The sequence below is a fragment of the Kutzneria chonburiensis genome (assembly GCF_028622115.1).
In the GTDB taxonomy this organism is placed as follows: Bacteria; Actinomycetota; Actinomycetes; order Mycobacteriales; family Pseudonocardiaceae; genus Kutzneria; species Kutzneria chonburiensis.
In genome coordinates, this window is the sequence record NZ_CP097263.1 from 3,142,390 (window position 1) to 3,158,979 (window position 16,590).

Here is a 16,590-nt window from a genome sequence, read left to right on the forward strand (position 1 = left end):
GCCGGGCATACTTGAATCGATCGCCGACGACTGCGATTGTCTGAATACACCACCAAGAACACCAGCGGCAGGGGTAATGAGTTGAACGCGAAGATGGTCACCGACTCGGACCTGTGGATCCGCCGTTATCGGCCGGGGCCGGCCGGCGCGCTGCCGGTCGTCCACTTTCCGCACGCCGGCGGTTCGGCCAGCTATTACCGGCCGCTCTGCGTCGCGCTGTCCGACCGGTTCGACGCCCTGGCTCTGCAGTATCCGGGGCGTCAGGACCGGCGCGATGAGCCGTGCGTCACCGATCTGCCGGTGCTGGCCGACCTCCTGTTCGACCGGCTGCGGCCGCTCGCGGACCGCCCGGTGGCCTTCTTCGGCCACAGCATGGGGGCGCTGCTGGCGTTCGAGGTCACCCGGCGGTTCGAACGGGAACTCGGCACCTCACCGGCGGCGCTGTTCCTGTCCGGCCGGCGCGCCCCGTCCCGTCATCGGGACGAGAACGTCGACCTGACCGGCAACGAGGGCCTGCTGGCCGAGATCCGCGAGCTCAGCGGCACCGATCCCCGGCTGCTCGGCGACGACGAGATGCTCCAGATGATCATGGAGCCGCTGCGCGCCGACTACCGGGCCCTCGGCGGCTACCACTTCGCGCCCGAACCGCCCGTCCGCTGCCCGGTCGCCGTGCTGACCGGCGCCGACGACCCCCGTACGGCCGAGGACGAGGCGGCGGCCTGGCAGGAGCACACCACCGGCCCCTTCGACCTGCGGGTGTTCCCCGGCGGGCACTTCTTCATCAGCGAGAACGTCACCGCCGTCACCGACTTCGTCGCCGGGCGACTCGCCGCGAGGGCCCAGTGGACCTGAAGAAGCTGGGCTACTTCGTCGTGCTGGCAAGGCACCTGCACTTCACGCGGGCCGCCGGGACGCTGGGCATCGCCCAGTCGAGCCTCTCGCAGCAGATCAAGGTCTTCGAGGGCGAGCTCGGGGTGCGGCTGTTCGACCGCGACCACCATTCGGTGTCGCTGACGGCGGCCGGGAAGGCGCTGCTCGACGACGGCGTGTGCCTGCTCGAGGCGGCGGACCGCGTCGCCGGTCAGGTGCGGGCGGCCGCCGCCGGGCCGGTCACGAGCGCCACGTAGACACGAGCGCGACGGCCTGTTCGGGGTTGAGGCGGGGATCGCACAGCGTGGTGCGCCGGATATCGGGGCTGTCAAAGACGTTCAGGTCGCGGGCACATTCGAGGACGTTGTCGGGCGTGACCTCAAGGTGGAGGCCGCCGGCGATGCCACCGGACAACGTGACGGCCCGGCCGAAGGCCCGGATTTCGTCGGCCATGGTCGGCAGCAACCGGGTCTTGTGACCGTCGGGGGTGACGACGGTGTTGCCGTGCATGGGGTCGCACAGCCAGATCACGGGGTGTCCGGCCCGGCGAACGGCCTGGACGAGCGGGGCAAGACACGAGCTCACGGCATCGACGCCCATACGGGCGATGAACGTGAGGCGGCCGGGCCGACGCCGCGGGTCGAGGCGCGCGCACAGGGCCGTGATCTCCTCGGCGGTGGTGGCCGGACCGACCTTCACGGCCACGGGGTTGATCACGTCCGCGATGAGGTCGACGTGGGCACTGTCCAGCTGGTTGGTGCGCTTGCCGACCCACGGCCAGTGCGTGGAGCCGAGAAACCGCCGGCCGTCGCCCACGTCACGCACCAGGGGCAGTTCGTAGTCAAGGACGAGGGCTTCGTGGCTGGTCCACACCGAAGATCTTGCGCCGCCGCGCCAGCCGAGATGCCCCATGACGGCGTCGGCCGTCGCGTAGGCGGTGAGCATCCGCAGGGAATCGTGGCGCCGGCTGTAGCGGTCCCGGGCCGGAGAGTTGATCATGTGTCCGCGATAGACGGGCAGGTCGACGCCGTCGACCGACTCGTGCTGGTGGGACCGGGGCTTGGCGAACTGGCCGGCGATGCGACCGACGTGGACGACCGGCCGGCCGGTTTCGGCGGACAGGGTGTCGCCGAGCAGGTGCAGCAGGGCCGACTTGCGTGAGACGTGGTCCGCCGTGCATTCGTCCGGGTTCTCCGCGCAGTCACCGGCCTGGATGACGTGCGCCTCCCCCCGGGCGACCAGCGCCAGCTGGTCACCGAGCAGGCGGACGTCCTGCGCCCGGACCAGCGGTGGTCGGTCGGCGAGGATCCCTCGCACCCGCTCGGCCTCGACGGGGTCGTCCCACTCGGGCTGCTGTCCGGCGTGCGTGCGTGTCTGTGTGACGGAGCTAGCCACCACAGCCTCCAGGGAGTCGGGGCAAGAAGGTACGGAATACAAAGAACAGCCGTAGCGACCTCGACGGGTGATATCGACCGTAATCGAATCGGGAATTGCCCACAATCACAACAGGGGGTTGCCGGGAAGGATAGGGGGTGCCGCCGAGTGCCGGCCGAAACGGGCGGGCTAGGGGAAGGTAGGGGTTATCCCGGTCACGTTCCGGTCCGTAGCTTTGCCACCATGCCTGGACCACAGAGGTGACGGTGAATGGAAGCACAGACCGCGATAGGAATTCTCGGCACCGGCTCGTATCTTCCCGCTGAAACGGTCTCCAATCAGGTGGTCGCCGAACGAGCGGGGGTGACCGCCGAGTGGATTCAGACCAAGACGGATATCCGCAGCCGTCGTTACGCCGCCGAGCACGAGGCCACGTCCGACCTGGCCGCGGCGGCGGCGCGGGCCGCGCTCGCCGCGGCCGGGATCGCCGCCGGGCAGCTGAAGTGGATCGTGGTGGCGACGTCGACCCCGGACCATCCGCAGCCGGCCACGGCCTGCCTGGTCCAGGCCCAGATCGGTGCGCACGCCGCCGCCGCCTTCGACATCAACTCGGTGTGCAGCGGCTTCGTGTTCGCCCTGGTGACGGCGGCCCGGCTGGTGGCCGCGGACGGGGCGGACTCGTACGGCCTGGTGATCGGGGCGGACGTCTACTCGCGCATCATCGACCCCACCGACCGCCGCACCGCCATCCTGTTCGGCGACGGCGCCGGCGCGGTCGTGCTGGGCCCGGTGCGGCCCGGCCACGGGCTGGTCGGCGCGCACCTGCGCAGCGACGGCGAGCTGCACGACATGGTCCACGTGCCGGCCGGCGGCAGCCGCGAGCCGGCCTCGGAGAAGACCGTGGCCGACCGGCGGCACTACTTCCAGATGAAAGGCCGCGCGGTCAGCGACTACGTGCTGTCCGAGCTGCCCAAGGTGGTGCGGACGCTGCTCGACGCCCACGACGTGGCGCCGGCCGAGGTCGATCACTTCATTCCGCACCAGGCCAACGGCGTGATGTTGCGCAAGGTGCTGCCCGGCCTCGGGCTGCCCCGCGCCCAGGTGCACCTCATGGTCGCCGAGCACGGCAACACGGGCGCCGCCTCCGTTGCGGTGGCGCTCGACGTGGCCAACCGGCAGGGCGCCTTCCGCGACGGGGAGCTGTTGCTGCTGGCCGGTTTCGGCGGCGGCATCTCGTTCGGCGCGGCGCTCGTCCGATGGCAGGCCGGCCGCTGAGGACCCCCGCACCAGGAAACGACTCGAAGGGCGCAACGCCATGGCTCAGCGCTTCTCCACCATCGCGGTGATCGGTCTCGGGACGACCGGGTCGGCGCTGGCGAGCATGATCGCCCGCAGCGGCCGCCGGGTGATCGCCGTCGACACCTCCGTCCCGGATCCGGCTGCCGTCGGCCCGGTCGACCTCACCGCGCGCCTGGACGACATCGGCTCGGCGGACCTGGTGATCGAAGCCGTGCCCGAGCGGCTGACGGCCAAGTGCGAGGTGCTCAGTCAGGCGAACAAGGCGTGCGCCCCGGGCACGGTCTTCGCGACGACGACCACCGGACTGGCGGTGACCGACATCGCCTTCGGCTCGGGCCGGCCGAGTCGCACCGTGGGGCTGCACCTGTTCCCGCAAGGGTTGTCCGACCGGACGACCGCCGTGGAGGTCGTGAGCACGCCGCTGACCGACGGGGCCGTGCTCACGGACGTCGAAGCGTTGGTACGAGACCTCGGTCAGGTCCCGGTGTCGTTGCCCGATCGCGTCGGTTTCGCCGGCGGTGCCCTGACGATGGCCTATCTCAACGACGCCGCGACGATGTACGAGCAGCGCTACGCCTCCCGTGACGGCATCGACACCGCCATGCGGCTGGGCTGCGGGCTGCCGCGCGGCCCGCTGGCCCATCTGGACGCGATCGGGCTGGACGTCGCCCGTGACACGTTGGAAGCACTGTACGACCGCACCGGCGACCGGCGGTTCCTGCCCGCACCCGTGCTGACGCACATGGTCGCGGCCGGCCTGCTCGGCGTGAAGACCGGGCGTGGCTTCTACGACTACGCCGCCCCGGAAGCCCCTGACACCAATGACCATCCTTCGACGGCCCGTCCCGTGCGGAGCATCGGTGTGATCGGCTCGGGCACGATGGCCACCGGCATCGCCGAGGTCTGCGCGCGGGCCGGCTACCCGACGATTCTCGTGGCCCGCAACGAGGTCCGGGCCAAAGAGGCCCTCGCCACCGTGGAGCACTCGCTGGACCGGGCGGTGCAGCGGGGCCGGCTGACGCCGGAGCAGCTTGCCGCGTCGATGGAATTGCTGACCGGTTCGTCCACAGTGGACGCAGTCGCCGGCTGTGATCTGGTGATCGAGGCGGTCGTGGAGGACATCGACGTCAAGCGGGCGGTGTTCCGGGAACTCGACAACACCTGTGGGGCGCAGACCGTGCTGGCGACCTCGACATCGAGTCTGCCGGTCATCGACTGCGCCATGGCGACCAGCCGGCCCGAATCCGTGGTCGGCATGCACTTCTTCAACCCGGCGCCGGTGATGAAGCTCGTCGAGGTCGTAGGGACGGCGCTGACCTCGCCCGAGACACTCGGCACGGCGCACGCGACGGCCACCGCGCTCGGCAAGCGTCCCGTGAGTTGCCACGACCGCAGCGGTTTCATCGTCAACGCGCTGCTGTTCCCGTACCTGAACAGCGCGGTGGCCCTGCTCGACGAGGGCATCGTCACCGCCGAGGACATCGACACCGTGATGACCACGGGCCTGGGCTATCCCATGGGGCCGCTCCAACTGCTGGACGTGATCGGCCTGGACGTGTCGGTGGCGATCCTGCGCACGCTGCACACCACGTTCCGGGAGCCCGGCCTGCTGCCCGCACGCCCGCTCGAACAGCTCGTGGCGGCCGGCCACCTGGGCCGCAAGCGCGGCAAGGGACTGCGGACCTACGAGCGCTGAGCCGGAAACACCGTACTTCTGGAGGAAACCTCATGCGGGACATCGTCAGCGCGGCCCTGTCGGACGATGCGGTCGGCGCGGACTTCGCCGCGCTGCCGGTGCCGCCGTCCTACCGCGGCGCCGTCGTCCTGCGGGACGAGTCGGAGATGTTCCAGGGCATGGCGACCGCGGACAAGGAGCCCGCGAAGTCCTTGCGCGTACAGGAGGTGCCGACGCCCGAGCCCGCTCCGGGCGAGGTCCTCGTCGCGGTGATGGCCAGCTCCGTCAACTACAACACCGTGTGGACCTCGATCTTCGAGCCGATGCCGACCTTCGGCTTCCTCCAGCGGTACGCGCGATCCAACGATCCCGGCGCGGACCGGCACGATCAGCCGTACCACGTCGTGGGTTCCGACCTGGCCGGCATCGTGCTGCGCACCGGCCCCGGCGTGCACCGCTGGCAGCCGGGCGACCGGGTCGTGGCGCACTGCCTGTCCGTTGACCTCCAGTCGCCGGACGGGCACGACGACACCATGCTCGACCCGGAGCAGCGGATCTGGGGGTTCGAGACCAACTTCGGCGGGCTGGCCGAGCTGTCCCTGGTCAAGTCCAACCAGCTGATGCCGATGCCGAAGCACCTCACGTGGGAGGAGGCCGCCGCCTCCGGCCTGGTCAACTCCACCGCCTACCGGCAACTCGTCTCCCGCAACGGCGCCCAGATGAAGCAGGGCGACGTGGTCCTCATCTGGGGCGCGGCCGGCGGCCTCGGCTCGTACGCCACACAGCTCGCGCTGAACGGCGGTGCGACGCCGGTGTGCGTCGTGTCCGGCGAGCACAAGGCCGATCTCGTGCGGTCACTCGGCGCCGAGCTCGTGATCGACCGGGCCAAGGAGGGATACCGCTTCTGGCGGGACGAATCGACCCCCGACCCCAAGGAGTGGAAACGTCTCGGCTCCCACATCCGGGAGCTGACCGGGGGCGAGGACGCGGACATCGTCTTCGAGCATCCCGGCCGGGAGACCTTCGGCGCCAGCGTGTACGTGGCGCGGCGGGGCGGCACCGTGGTCACCTGCGCCTCGACGACCGGATTCCGGCACGAGTACGACAACCGCTATCTGTGGATGTCGCTCAAACGGATCATCGGCAGCCACTTCGCCAACTACCGGGAGGCGTGGGCGGCCAACCGGCTCATCGGCCGGGGGATGATCCATCCGACCCTGTCCACGGTGTACCCGCTGTCCGACGTCGGCATCGCCACGCAAGCCGTGCACCGCAACCAGCATGCCGGCAAGGTCGGCGTGCTGTGCCTGGCCCCCACCGAAGGGCTCGGCGTCCGGGACACGGCGCTGCGCGAGCGGCATCTGGCCGGTGTCAACCGTTTCCGCCCCCACGCATGACGAGCAAGGAGACAGCGATGGCGTACGCGCGTGTGCACCTCGACCAGTCGAGGTGCGTCACCTCGGGGCAGTGCGTCCTGACCGCGCCCGAGGTTTTCGACCAGCGGCACAAGGACGGCGTCGGCGTCGTGCTGGTCGAATCCCCCGGCCCGGACCTGGTCGGCGTGGTCGAGGAGGCCGTCGCCGGCTGTCCCGCCGCCGCGATCCGGTTGTCCTACCGGCAAACGCCGGCCGGCGCGGGTGGCCGGACCCCGATTGAGGGGCCGTAGGGGGTTGTCCGGCCCGGCGGCCGACCGGCACGTTTGTCGAGGCGAGACAGACTCATCCACCGAGTACGGAGCATGAATACAGTGGCAGCCAACAGTTCTCTCCCAGCCGAGCCGCTACCCGACGAGGTACCGCTGTTCCTGTGGGGCCGTGCCGATCTACGGGTCCTGAGCTGGGACCGCGATCCGGTCGACCTCGGCTTCCACTCGTACACGTATCTGGTCGGCTCCGACTCCGAGCGGTACGTGGCCAAATGCGTGCCCGTCGCCCAGGGTCCGAAGTTCACCAGCGGCCTGACCGTGGCGCAGGTGGTGGAGGAGCACGGGATTCCCGCCGGCGCGGCGCTGCCGACCATCGACGGCGCGGTGACCGCGTACGACGGCGACTGGTGCTGGGCGCTGCTGCGCTATGTCGACGGCGGTCGGGCCGACGAGAACGATCCCGTGCACATGCGGCTGGCCGGCGAGACGCTGGGCGCCGTCCACACCGCACTGGTCGGCACCCCGGTCCCGCCGGACATCATGAGCTGGCACCACCTGGACGTGCTGATGGTCGATCCGGCGCCGTTCCTCGAGGACAAGCCGTGGATCCAGGAGGCCATGCGGGAGGCGCACGAGACGGTGTCCGACAACGTCACGATGGGCCTGCTGCACGCCGACGCCAGCATGAACACGTTCCGCGTGCGGACCGATTCGATGGGGCTGTTCGACTGGGGCGAGGTCATGCACGGTCCGCTGCTGTTCGACGTGGCCACCGCGCTGAGCTATCTGGAGAAGCCGGTGAACGTCGGCCCGCTGCTGCGCGGCTACGTCGCGAAGGCTCCGGTGGCCGAGTCGGAACTGCGCTACCTCGGCGCGCTGCTGAAGTTCCGGGCGGCCGCGGAGGCCTGGATCTACGCCCGGCGCGAGTGGGTCGGCAACGACATCGGCAACGTCGGTGAGCTCAGCAACGAGTACCTGCTCGACCGGGCGCGCCGGAATCTCGCGTCGGCCGAGCTGGACGGCAAGCGCTTCCTGAGCCAGTACGAGTGAGCATCCCAGGCCAGTGATTCCTACGCTAGGAGACCGATCAGCCATGTCGCAGCTCTCGTCCGACCTGCCCGCCTTTCCCATGCAGAAAGCCAAAGGCTGCCCGCTCGACCCACCGCCCGAGTACGCCGAGCTGCGCACCGAGCGGCCGGTCGCCAAGGCGCGGCTGTGGGACGGCAAGGAAGTGTGGCTGATCACCGGCTACGACGAGATCCGCTCGATCTTCACCGACCCCCGTATCAGCGTCGACAACACCCAGCCCGGGTATCCGTGGCTGAGCGAGCAGGCCAAGACCGTCGTGCTGACCGGTGGCGTGACGCCGGTCGGCCGGATGGACCCGCCCGAGCACACCGCGATGCGACGCATGCTGGGCCAGGGCTTCCTGGTCAAGAAGATCCAGGGCATGCGGGGCGAGCTGGAAGCGCTCGTCAACGGGCTGATCGACGACATCATGGCCGGTCCGCGGCCGGTGGACCTGGTGGCGGCGTTGGCCATGCCGGTGCCGGCCACCGCGTTGGGCTGGATCCTGGGTGTTCCCCCGGCCGACCAGCGCCTGATCAGCCTGGTGCCGCGGCTGTTCGACGAGGACTCCGGGCTGGACGGCGCCATGGCGGCGCGGGCCGAGCTGTTCAAGTACATGGAGGACCTGATCACGCTCAAGGAGAGCGACCCGGGCGACGACATCATCAGCACCCTGGTCGGCTACCACCGGCAGGGCGAGCTGTCGCGCCCCTCGGTGCTCATCCAGTCGGTGACCCTGGTCGCGGCGGCGCTGGACACCACGAGGAGCATGATCACCAACGGGATTCTGGCTCTGCTCCAGCATCCTGAGCAGGCGGCGGCGCTGATCGCCAACCCGGACCTCGCGCCGGCGGCGGTGGAGGAGCTCCTGCGCTACACGGTCGTCACGGAGTTCGCGTCCAAGCGCGTTGCCGCCGCGGACATCGAGATCGCCGGCGAGACCATCAAGGCCGGCGACGGCATCATCTGCCTGATCAGCGCGGGCAACCGGGACGAGAAGGTCTTCACCGACCCCGACACCCTGGACATCCGGCGCTCCCCCGGCAGCACCTCGGCTTCGGGGCCGGCATCCACACGTGCATCGGCAAGCAGTTGGCCCGCATGGAGCTGGAAGTGGTGTACGGGACCCTGTTCCGTCGTATCCCCGGACTGCGACTGGCGGTGCCCTTCGACGAGGTGGTCTTCCGCAACACCTTCGACGTCCAGGGGGCCAAGGCCCTTCCGGTCACCTGGTGAGACCGTTGCCGCCCGAGAAGACCGCCCTCACCGCCACCCAGACCCCTCCCGTCCGCACCGTGTCCCGGGCCTGGATCGTCCGCTACTCGCTGGCCTGGCTCGGACTCTGGATGGCCTACCTGGGGCCGCAGCAGTTCGCGTTGCCCGACCAGCTGGCCCGGGTCGATCCGGCCGGCCGGATCACCGACTTCGGCGTCATCAACGCCGTGTGCGGTGTCGCCGGCCTGGTGACGCTGCCGCTGTTCGGCACCCTGTGCGACCGGACCCGGTCCCCCTTCGGCCGCCGGCGGATCTGGATCGCCGGCGGCGCGGCGCTCTTCACGGGCGGCCTGGTCGCCACCGGCCCGCAGACGCACTGGATCGGCATCGGCGTGTGCTGGCTGGTGTGCTCGATCGGCTTCTCCATGGCCACGGTCGCCTTCACCGCGCTGGTGGCCGACCAGGTTCCCGAGTCCCAGCGCGGCACCGTGTCCAGCGCGATGTTCGGGCCGCAGGCGGTCGGCATGGTCATCGGCCTGACCGCCCTGACCTCGATCACCGGCGACTTCGCGCGCTACGCGCTGCTCGCGGCCGCGGTTCTGGTGCTCGTCACGCCGTTCGTGCTCAAACAGCGCGACACCGCCGCGACACGGTCCGAGGGCGACGGCGGCCTCCGCGAGCTCGCGGTCAGCATCCGGGACAACCCGGGGTTCGCCTGGACCTTCAGCACCCGGGTGCTGATCAACCTGGCCAACACATTGGCCACCAGCTACATGCTGTACTTCATCACCGACGAGCTGCGGGTGCCCGACCCGGACCGGGAACTGTTGCTGCTGACCATGGTCTACCTGGGATGGACGCTCGTCTCGGTCTACGTCTGCGGGGCGCTGTCCGACCGGTGGGACCGGCGCCGGGCGTTCGTCGCGTGGGGCGCGACCGGCCAGGCGGTGGGCTGCGCGGTCATCGCGGTCGCGCCGGGCCCGGGCACCGCGCTGGTGGCGACGTCGCTGTTCGGCCTCGGTGTCGGCGCCTACATGGCCGTCGACCAGGCGATCATCACGACCGTGCTGCCCGCGGCCGAGAACCGCGCCCGGGACCTGGGCATCATGAACATCGGCCTGTTCGGACCGCAGACCGTGGGACCGCTGCTGGCCGGCCTGGTCATCAGCGGCCTTGGCGGATACCAGGTCCTGTTCGCACTGGCCGGGATCGTCAGTGTGGCCAGCGGCCTGCTGATCTACCGCGTGTCGGCCGTACGCTGAGCGATCTCGCCGCGGCTGGGCGAGCCGAGCAGTCCTCGCACGCCCGTCGCCGGCACAGCGGGGGCGCGAAGTTGATCTCGTGACAGGGGCGGCCGCGGATGCTTCAATACGTTAGGAAACTTTCCTAACGATGGAGGCCCGCCAGCCATGTCATCGCCCCGAACCCGCGCCGCTGTCGCCGCCGCCGCTCCAGTGCCGGCCAGGCCACGGTTGTTTCATCAAGTTCCAGATGAACACGTCGCCGCGCTTAACTTTTGACGATCCAGCCCCGCGGTATTTGAAAGTTCTTCATCCGTCATGTTCGGGCAGATTTCCTGGTCCGTCCGCCCCTGTGATCCCTACGCGGCCACCGGGCGTCGAGGCGCACGCAAGGCTGTGACCTGGGAACTTCGCCACGACCATCGGCTCGACCACCCACGTTGAGTCGTTCCACCGATGCCGGACACCATCGAACGCCGGCATCATGGAACCGATTTCAACTCAAGGGGTTGTCCATCAATTCTTCTCCGATACACGCAACGCCCGGCCGGCCATCGGCGAATTGACTTGACCCGGCATGGCGGGCCGAACACCCGTACCCGATACCCGCGGCGACCGCACGAGGAGGAAGCATGCACAGCCCGCCCGACCTGCGCCCGATCGGGCGAGAGGCCGAGTGCGCGCGGGTTGTCGCCGCGGTGTCCGAGGGGCGGAGGGAATTCCGTGCACTGCTCGTCCTGGGCGGCGTCGGGTCCGGCAAGACGGCCGTGCTGGCGACGGGCATCGCCGACGCAACCGCGCAGGGTACCCGGGTGCTGCACGTGCGGGCGAACGCCGCCGAGGCCGAGGTGCCGTTCGGGGCCCTGCATCAGCTGCTGGCCGTCCTCGGCAATCAGCCGGCGTGGTCCGAGGTGGCCGGCGAGGACGTCGCCGCCGCGCTGGTCGAGGCCGGCCTGGAGGCTCCCCTGCTGCTGGCCGTCGACGACGCGGAGCACCTCGACCGGCACTCGGCCCGGCTGCTCGGCCACATCGGCCGGCACACCAGCGCCGTCCCGATCACCCTGCTGATCTCGGCCCGGCGGCCGCCGGTCGGCATCGGGACGACCATGCCGGTGCTCCAGCTGTCCCGGCTGACCGATGCCGACGCGGCCCGGCTGGCCGATGCGCAGCCCCACCGGCCCAGCGGGCGGACCCGGCTGCGAATCCTGCGCGAGGCCGCCGGCAATCCCCTGGCGATTGTCGAATTGTGCCGTGCCCACGCCGGTGGCCGGGGATTCACACGGATCCGACAAATGCTCGACGTTTGCAGCGCGGGTCTGCCGGACCGAACCCGTTCGCTGGTGCTCCGCGCCGCGACGGGCGCCACCGCCGTCACCCCGGCGGACCTCATGGACTGGAAGCCGGCCGAGACCGCCGGGCTGGTCCGACTCGAGCACGGCGAGGTCCGCTTCGAGCATCCCCTTGCCGCGACGGCATGTTACTGGCGGGCGACCGCCGCTGAACGTCAACAGGCTCACCTGGACATCGCTCGTGACGGCGCCACGCCGGCCGATCGCCAGGCGTGGCACCTGGGGCAGGCGTGTCTGGCGAGCGACGAGACAGTCGCGGCGGCCCTGGAGGCCACGGCGCCGGAGCAGGACGCTTGTGCGGAGGCCGAAGCGCTGCAACGCGCCGCCGAGTGCAGTCCCGAACCGGCGCAGCAGGTACGCCGGTATCTCGGCGCGATGGCCGCGGCGGACCGGCTCGGCGCGCCGGCGTGGGTGCGTGAACTGCACACCGAACTGCTGGCCCGTACTGACGATCCACAGGCGTTGAACCAGGCCGCCCGGCACGTCGGACAGGCGCTGTCGCTGGCCGGGCGACAGCGGGAGGCGTTCGCCCACCTGCACAGCCGCGTGTCCTCGGACGGGATCCCGGTGTTGAGTGAGATCGCCTTCCGGTCCGGTCTGCCGGATCAGCGGACGGCGGTGGCGGAGTTGCTGCCGGACATCCCCGACCAGATCGCGCAGGCGGTCGTGCGGGTACGCACCGAGCCTTGGCGTGCCCTGGAGCTGACCGACCTGCCGGTACCGGCCGAGCCGTCGCGTTCCTGGTTGACGGCCGTCGGCGAGATCGCCTGGTACGCCGACGAAAGCGCGGCCTGCGTCTCGCATCTGGCGCCGGTCTTCACCGAACTGGTCGAGCAGGACGGCGTCGAGCTCACCGGGCCGTGGGTGTTACACCTGATGCAGGCGCTGCTGGACACCGGGGCATGGGACACGGCCGCCACCATGCTGACGACACTGGCGAACTTCGCCGGGGCACGAGAAATCGTGGCGTCACAGGTCTGGGTCGCGGCGCTGCGCGGTGAACTCGCGGCGAAGCGCGGCGCACCCGCGCCGAACGTCATGGATTGCGCATGGCGAATTGTCCCCACCGAGGAAAACCGTGCCGGCACGGCAATGCTGCGCCGTGCGGCCGGCCTCGCCGCGCTGGCCGTCGGCGACTGCGGCATGGCGTATCGCCACTTGCGGGCGTTGTTCGGCGCGGACGTCACGCCGCTGCACCCTGCCCTCAGCCACCGCTCGATCGTCGAACTCGTGGAGGCCGGCGTGCGCGTCGGCGAGCACCGCGAATGCGCCCGTCTCCTTGGCGCGCTACAAGAGCAGCCCGAGATGACCGCCCGCCAGCGACTTCGGCTGGGCCACGCGGCCGCGCTGCTCGGCGACGGCCCGGACACCGAAGGGTATTTCGTGTCGGCCGTGGCGAATCCGCGGGCCGACCAGTGGCCGTTCGACCACGCGTTGGCCCAGCTGCACTTCGCGGAGTGGCTGCGCCGCCAGCGGCGCAGCGTGGAGGCCCGCCCGCTGTTCACCACCGCACTTGAGACGTTCAGCGAGCTCGGCGCGGCGCTGCTCGTGCACCGGACCCGCGGCGAGTTGCGTGCCTGTGGCGGGGACGACGAGGAGAGCGGAAACGACCGCCTGTCAGTGCTTTCGGCGCAGCAGCGCCGGGTGGTGCAGCTCGTGGCGACCGGTATGCGCAACCAGGATGTGGCCGCTCGCCTGCTGCTCTCCGCCCGCACGGTGGACTCCCACCTTCGCGAGGCCTACGCGAAGCTCGGGATCAGCAACCGCCATCAGCTCCGTTCGGTGGTGGAGTGCTGATGGCCACCGCCTGCGCCAGCCGCCTTGTCGGCCGCGACCGGGAACTGGGCCGCATCAAGTCCATTGTGGACGGCTCGCCCGCGTCACTGCTGGTGCTCGGCGACATCGGCACCGGCCGGTCGACGTTGCTGGAACTCGCGGCTGAGCACGCGGCAGCCGGGAATCGGGCCGTGGCGGCCCTTCGCGGCCGACCGCTGGAGCACGATCGGCCGTTCACCGCCCTGCACCGGTTGCTCCGCCAGCTGCTCTCGGACGCGCGGGCGACGGGCATGAAGCCGCCGTGGGCCTTCGAACCGACACTCGACCTGCCGGACGACCCGGCGCTCGTGCGCAGCGCTGCACTGTCCATCGTGGACGCTGCCACCAGCCGTTCGCCGCTGGTCGTGGTGATCGACGACGCCCACCGGCTCGACCAGCCGTCCCTCGATGCCATCGCGTTCGTCCAGCGGCACATCGGCGGGCGGCCGCTCACTGTTGTGTTGAGTGCCGTCGGCGAGGCCACCCCGCCCGCCGTCGATGCCACCATCCCCACGATGGTGCTGGAGCCGTTACCCCTGGACGCCAGCGCCCGGCTGCTCGACAGCAGGCCCGGCGCACCGACGGGCCTGGCGCGACGTCACATCCTCGTTCGCGCGCAAGGCAATCCGCTTACCCTCGTCGAGCTCGGCGCGCTACACGCGGTCGGCCATGACGTGTACACCTCGCTGCCGGATCGGGCCCGGCTCTTTCTGGACGAGATCGGCCGACTGCCCGAGCAGACGCGCGCACTGCTGACCTATGCCGCCGCCGCGCACGGCCGTCCGAGGCTGGCGGTGATCGCCCGGGCGGCCGGCGTCAAGCTGCGGCTGGCCGACTGGGCGGCGGCCGAGCAGTCAGGCGTGGTGACCATCGTCGCCGAGCACGTCGTGTTCACCCACCCGCTGGCTCGGATGGCGGCGCTGCACGCGGCCACCGAGGAGGGGATGCGCCGCGCGCACAGCGACCTCGCGGACGTGACGGCCGACGATCCCGGCGCGCGAGCCTGGCACCTGGCCCACGCCGGCGCCGACCGGGCCGAGGCCGCGGCTGAGCTCGAAGCCGCCGCCGACCTGGCCACCGGCGAGCTGTTGGAAGCGACCTGCGCGTACGTGGCCGCGGCCCGGCGCAGTGACGACCCGGACGAGCGAAGACGCCGCTACACCAAGGCAACCACCGCGGCCGGCCGGCTGGGCGATCCAGGCTGGGCCCGTGAACTGGCCGCGGTGCTCCGGGCGACCACCGACGACCGTGAGTCGCTCGCGGTCGCCGCCTGCGCCTGCGCGCGAGCGCTTTCCCAGTTGTCCCACCAACACGCCGCTTTCGCGGAGGTGTCGCCGGCCTTGGCCGAGACACCGCCCCGAAGCCTGCTCATGGCGTCGCTGCTGGCGGTCGCGGCCTCGATCGCCTTCCATTCCGGGGATCCGGCGCACCGGGCTGCCGTATCTCGACTGCTGCACAACGTCCGCACCGGGCCCGGCCACCTGAGCGGCGACTTGGTGATCTACGCCAGGGCGGCGATCGCGCCGGGGCGGCTGCCGGCCGAATCGCGCCGTCGGATCGAGTACGCCTGCCGGACGTCGACCAGCCCGACACAGCTGCTGGCGCTGGGCACCGCGGCCTGGCACGCGGACGAGTCGGAACTGGCCGTCGAACTCTTCCAGCAGGGCTTCGCCAACGCGCGCACGCGCGAGCAGCGCGGCGAGTTCCTCGACTGCTTCCCGGCGATGATCTCCGCGCTGATCGACACCGGCCGCTGGCGCGAGGCGGACGCGATGATCCGGTACGGACAGCATGTCGCGACCGTGGCGCGGGCCGACCGGCTGCACGTCGAGGTGACCGCGCTGCGAGCCTTGTTGACGGCCTACCGCGGCGACGGCGACGCGGCGACGGCCCTGCTCGACGACGTGTGGCATCAGGTCGACCTGGACGACAACCGGTCCGTGCACGCGCTTGTGCTGATTGCCGCGGGCGCGGCCGCGCTGACCTCGGGCAATCCGGAAAACGCTTACCTCCACCTGCGGGCCCTGTTCGACGCGGACGGCAGTCCGCGGCACCACTTCCTGTCCCCACGGGCGATCGGTCAGCTGGCGATCGCCGCGTGGCGATCGGGCCGGGTCGACCGGGCGGCGCCGGTGCTCGCCGCCGTGCGCACCTGCGCCGGCCCGCGGCCCACGGTTCGCATGACGTTGCTCATCCACCACGCCGCCGCGTTGATCGACGGCGATCGCACCGCCGAGAAGCACTTCCGCGCGGCTCTGCGCCTGCCGGTGTCCCAGCGTTGGCCGTTGTCCCGTGCCCTCGCCGTGATGGACATGTCCGAGTGGCTGCGCAAACACCACCGCCCGGTCGAGGCCCGTCCGCTGCTGGCCGAGGCCGTCGAGTCCTTCACCCGGTTGGAGGCCAGCGCCCTGGCTTTTCGCGCTCGCGCTCACCTTCGAGCCGCGGGTGTGGCCGGCGGGCCCGTCGCCACCGGAGACTTCTCCGCACTCACCCGACAGCAGCAGCGCGTCGCCCGGCTCGCCGCTGACGGCCTGCGCAACCGTGAGATCGCGGACCGGATGCACCTGTCGCCGCGCACGGTCGCGCAACACCTGTACGCGACCTACGCCAAACTGGGTATCACCGGCCGCAGCGGCCTGCGCGACGTCATTCCGTTCGACGGCGCGGCCGGGGAGTGATGTGGCTCCGTCAACACACCGAAAAGCGTAATCGAAGCCATCACCCGGCCCCTGGCCGGTCTTTTTGGATTAGTGTCGCGCCATCACATCCATCGTCACCGCTGGCTATAGCAGTACCCGGGAAGACCCACGTCAGACACGCTTCAACCGGGGTGACTCTTCGGGCAACGGAACTTAGCCCGACGAACTCAAGGTGAACACGGCGCGACTGACCGTTGTCGATCTGGACTATAGTTGCCTTATCGAACCGCCCGATACGACAATCAAAGAGGCCGTCCCCGCATCCGGCGGGGCGTCGCGGCCGCCGACGACAAGGGATGGAGGTGATCACGGCATTTCGCGATGCGGTGCGGACGATCAC

General features: G+C 70.5%; 13 protein-coding genes and 1 pseudogene. 12 read left to right on the forward strand and 2 right to left on the reverse strand.

Features of this window, described 5'->3' with window-relative positions; translation table 11 throughout:
* The first annotated feature begins 81 nt into the window (after positions 1 to 81).
* Together M3Q35_RS14275 and M3Q35_RS14280 are read left to right on the forward strand one after the other, a co-directional pair.
* Complete coding sequence (locus M3Q35_RS14275; RefSeq protein ID WP_273942226.1) at positions 82 to 852, forward strand: thioesterase II family protein; 771 nt, start codon at positions 82 to 84, stop codon at positions 850 to 852.
* Positions 843 to 1,127, forward strand: a complete 285-nt coding sequence (locus M3Q35_RS14280) for a LysR family transcriptional regulator (protein WP_273942227.1) — start codon at positions 843 to 845, stop codon at positions 1,125 to 1,127. The genes M3Q35_RS14275 and M3Q35_RS14280 overlap by 10 nt, the downstream gene beginning before the upstream one ends.
* On the opposite strand, the gene M3Q35_RS14285 is transcribed toward M3Q35_RS14280, so the two are convergent.
* Positions 1,111 to 2,265 (reverse strand): 3-deoxy-7-phosphoheptulonate synthase, encoded by a 1,155-nt coding sequence (locus tag M3Q35_RS14285; RefSeq protein ID WP_273942228.1) that lies wholly within the window; start codon positions 2,263 to 2,265, stop codon positions 1,111 to 1,113. The genes M3Q35_RS14280 and M3Q35_RS14285 overlap by 17 nt on opposite strands.
* Positions 2,266 to 2,514: 249 nt before the next feature.
* Here M3Q35_RS14285 and M3Q35_RS14290 point away from each other — a divergent pair, with 249 nt between their 5' ends.
* From M3Q35_RS14290 to M3Q35_RS14310, 5 genes are all read left to right on the forward strand, one after another.
* Entirely contained in the window at positions 2,515 to 3,519 is a 1,005-nt protein-coding gene (locus tag M3Q35_RS14290; RefSeq protein ID WP_273942229.1) for a 3-oxoacyl-ACP synthase III family protein, read from the forward strand.
* Between the two features lie 40 nt (positions 3,520 to 3,559).
* The gene (locus M3Q35_RS14295) at positions 3,560 to 5,239 is read left to right on the forward strand and encodes a 3-hydroxyacyl-CoA dehydrogenase family protein (RefSeq protein ID WP_273942230.1); all 1,680 of its coding nucleotides are present in this window, start codon (positions 3,560 to 3,562) and stop codon (positions 5,237 to 5,239) included.
* 32 nt (positions 5,240 to 5,271) lie between these two features.
* On the forward strand, positions 5,272 to 6,615 hold the full coding sequence (ccrA, locus tag M3Q35_RS14300; RefSeq protein ID WP_273942232.1) for a crotonyl-CoA carboxylase/reductase: 1,344 nt from the start codon (positions 5,272 to 5,274) through the stop codon (positions 6,613 to 6,615).
* Between the two features lie 17 nt (positions 6,616 to 6,632).
* A complete protein-coding gene (locus M3Q35_RS14305; protein WP_273942233.1) occupies positions 6,633 to 6,884 on the forward strand; it encodes a ferredoxin in 252 nt (83 codons plus the stop codon).
* Positions 6,885 to 6,965: 81 nt separating this feature from the next.
* Positions 6,966 to 7,913, forward strand: coding sequence for a phosphotransferase enzyme family protein (locus tag M3Q35_RS14310; protein WP_273942234.1), 948 nt, complete (start codon positions 6,966 to 6,968; stop codon positions 7,911 to 7,913).
* 198 nt (positions 7,914 to 8,111) lie between these two features.
* On the opposite strand, the gene M3Q35_RS14315 is transcribed toward M3Q35_RS14310, so the two are convergent.
* Entirely contained in the window at positions 8,112 to 8,549 is a 438-nt protein-coding gene (locus M3Q35_RS14315) for a hypothetical protein (RefSeq protein ID WP_273942235.1), read from the reverse strand.
* Here M3Q35_RS14315 and M3Q35_RS48880 point away from each other — a divergent pair.
* The 5 genes and pseudogenes from M3Q35_RS48880 to M3Q35_RS14340 all read left to right on the forward strand — a co-directional run.
* A pseudogene (locus M3Q35_RS48880) lies at positions 8,548 to 8,907 on the forward strand (cytochrome P450); the annotation flags it as partial. The gene M3Q35_RS14315 and the pseudogene M3Q35_RS48880 sit on opposite strands and share 2 nt — an antisense overlap.
* Positions 8,898 to 9,167 (forward strand): cytochrome P450, encoded by a 270-nt coding sequence (locus M3Q35_RS14325; protein WP_273944348.1) that lies wholly within the window; start codon positions 8,898 to 8,900, stop codon positions 9,165 to 9,167. The pseudogene M3Q35_RS48880 and the gene M3Q35_RS14325, both read left to right, overlap by 10 nt.
* On the forward strand, positions 9,164 to 10,408 hold the full coding sequence (locus tag M3Q35_RS14330) for an MFS transporter (protein WP_273942237.1): 1,245 nt from the start codon (positions 9,164 to 9,166) through the stop codon (positions 10,406 to 10,408). Before M3Q35_RS14325 ends, M3Q35_RS14330 begins: the two co-directional genes overlap by 4 nt.
* Positions 10,409 to 11,019: 611 nt before the next feature.
* Entirely contained in the window at positions 11,020 to 13,533 is a 2,514-nt protein-coding gene (locus tag M3Q35_RS14335) for a helix-turn-helix transcriptional regulator (protein ID WP_273942238.1), read from the forward strand.
* Positions 13,533 to 16,229 (forward strand): helix-turn-helix transcriptional regulator, encoded by a 2,697-nt coding sequence (locus M3Q35_RS14340; protein ID WP_273942239.1) that lies wholly within the window; start codon positions 13,533 to 13,535, stop codon positions 16,227 to 16,229. Before M3Q35_RS14335 ends, M3Q35_RS14340 begins: the two co-directional genes overlap by 1 nt.
* Positions 16,230 to 16,590 lie beyond the last annotated feature (361 nt).

Bases quoted from the DNA above. Each gene is read 5' to 3' on its own strand.
- M3Q35_RS14305 (WP_273942233.1), top strand. From the start codon at position 6,633: ATGGCGTACGCGCGTGTGCACCTCGACCAGTCGAGGTGCGTCACCTCG.
- ccrA (WP_273942232.1), top strand. From the start codon at position 5,272: ATGCGGGACATCGTCAGCGCGGCCCTGTCGGACGATGCGGTCGGCGCG.
- M3Q35_RS14315 (WP_273942235.1), bottom strand. From the start codon at position 8,549: ATGTACTTGAACAGCTCGGCCCGCGCCGCCATGGCGCCGTCCAGCCCG.
- M3Q35_RS14335 (WP_273942238.1), top strand. From the start codon at position 11,020: ATGCACAGCCCGCCCGACCTGCGCCCGATCGGGCGAGAGGCCGAGTGC.
- M3Q35_RS14340 (WP_273942239.1), top strand. From the start codon at position 13,533: ATGGCCACCGCCTGCGCCAGCCGCCTTGTCGGCCGCGACCGGGAACTG.
- M3Q35_RS14295 (WP_273942230.1), top strand. From the start codon at position 3,560: ATGGCTCAGCGCTTCTCCACCATCGCGGTGATCGGTCTCGGGACGACC.
- M3Q35_RS14290 (WP_273942229.1), top strand. From the start codon at position 2,515: ATGGAAGCACAGACCGCGATAGGAATTCTCGGCACCGGCTCGTATCTT.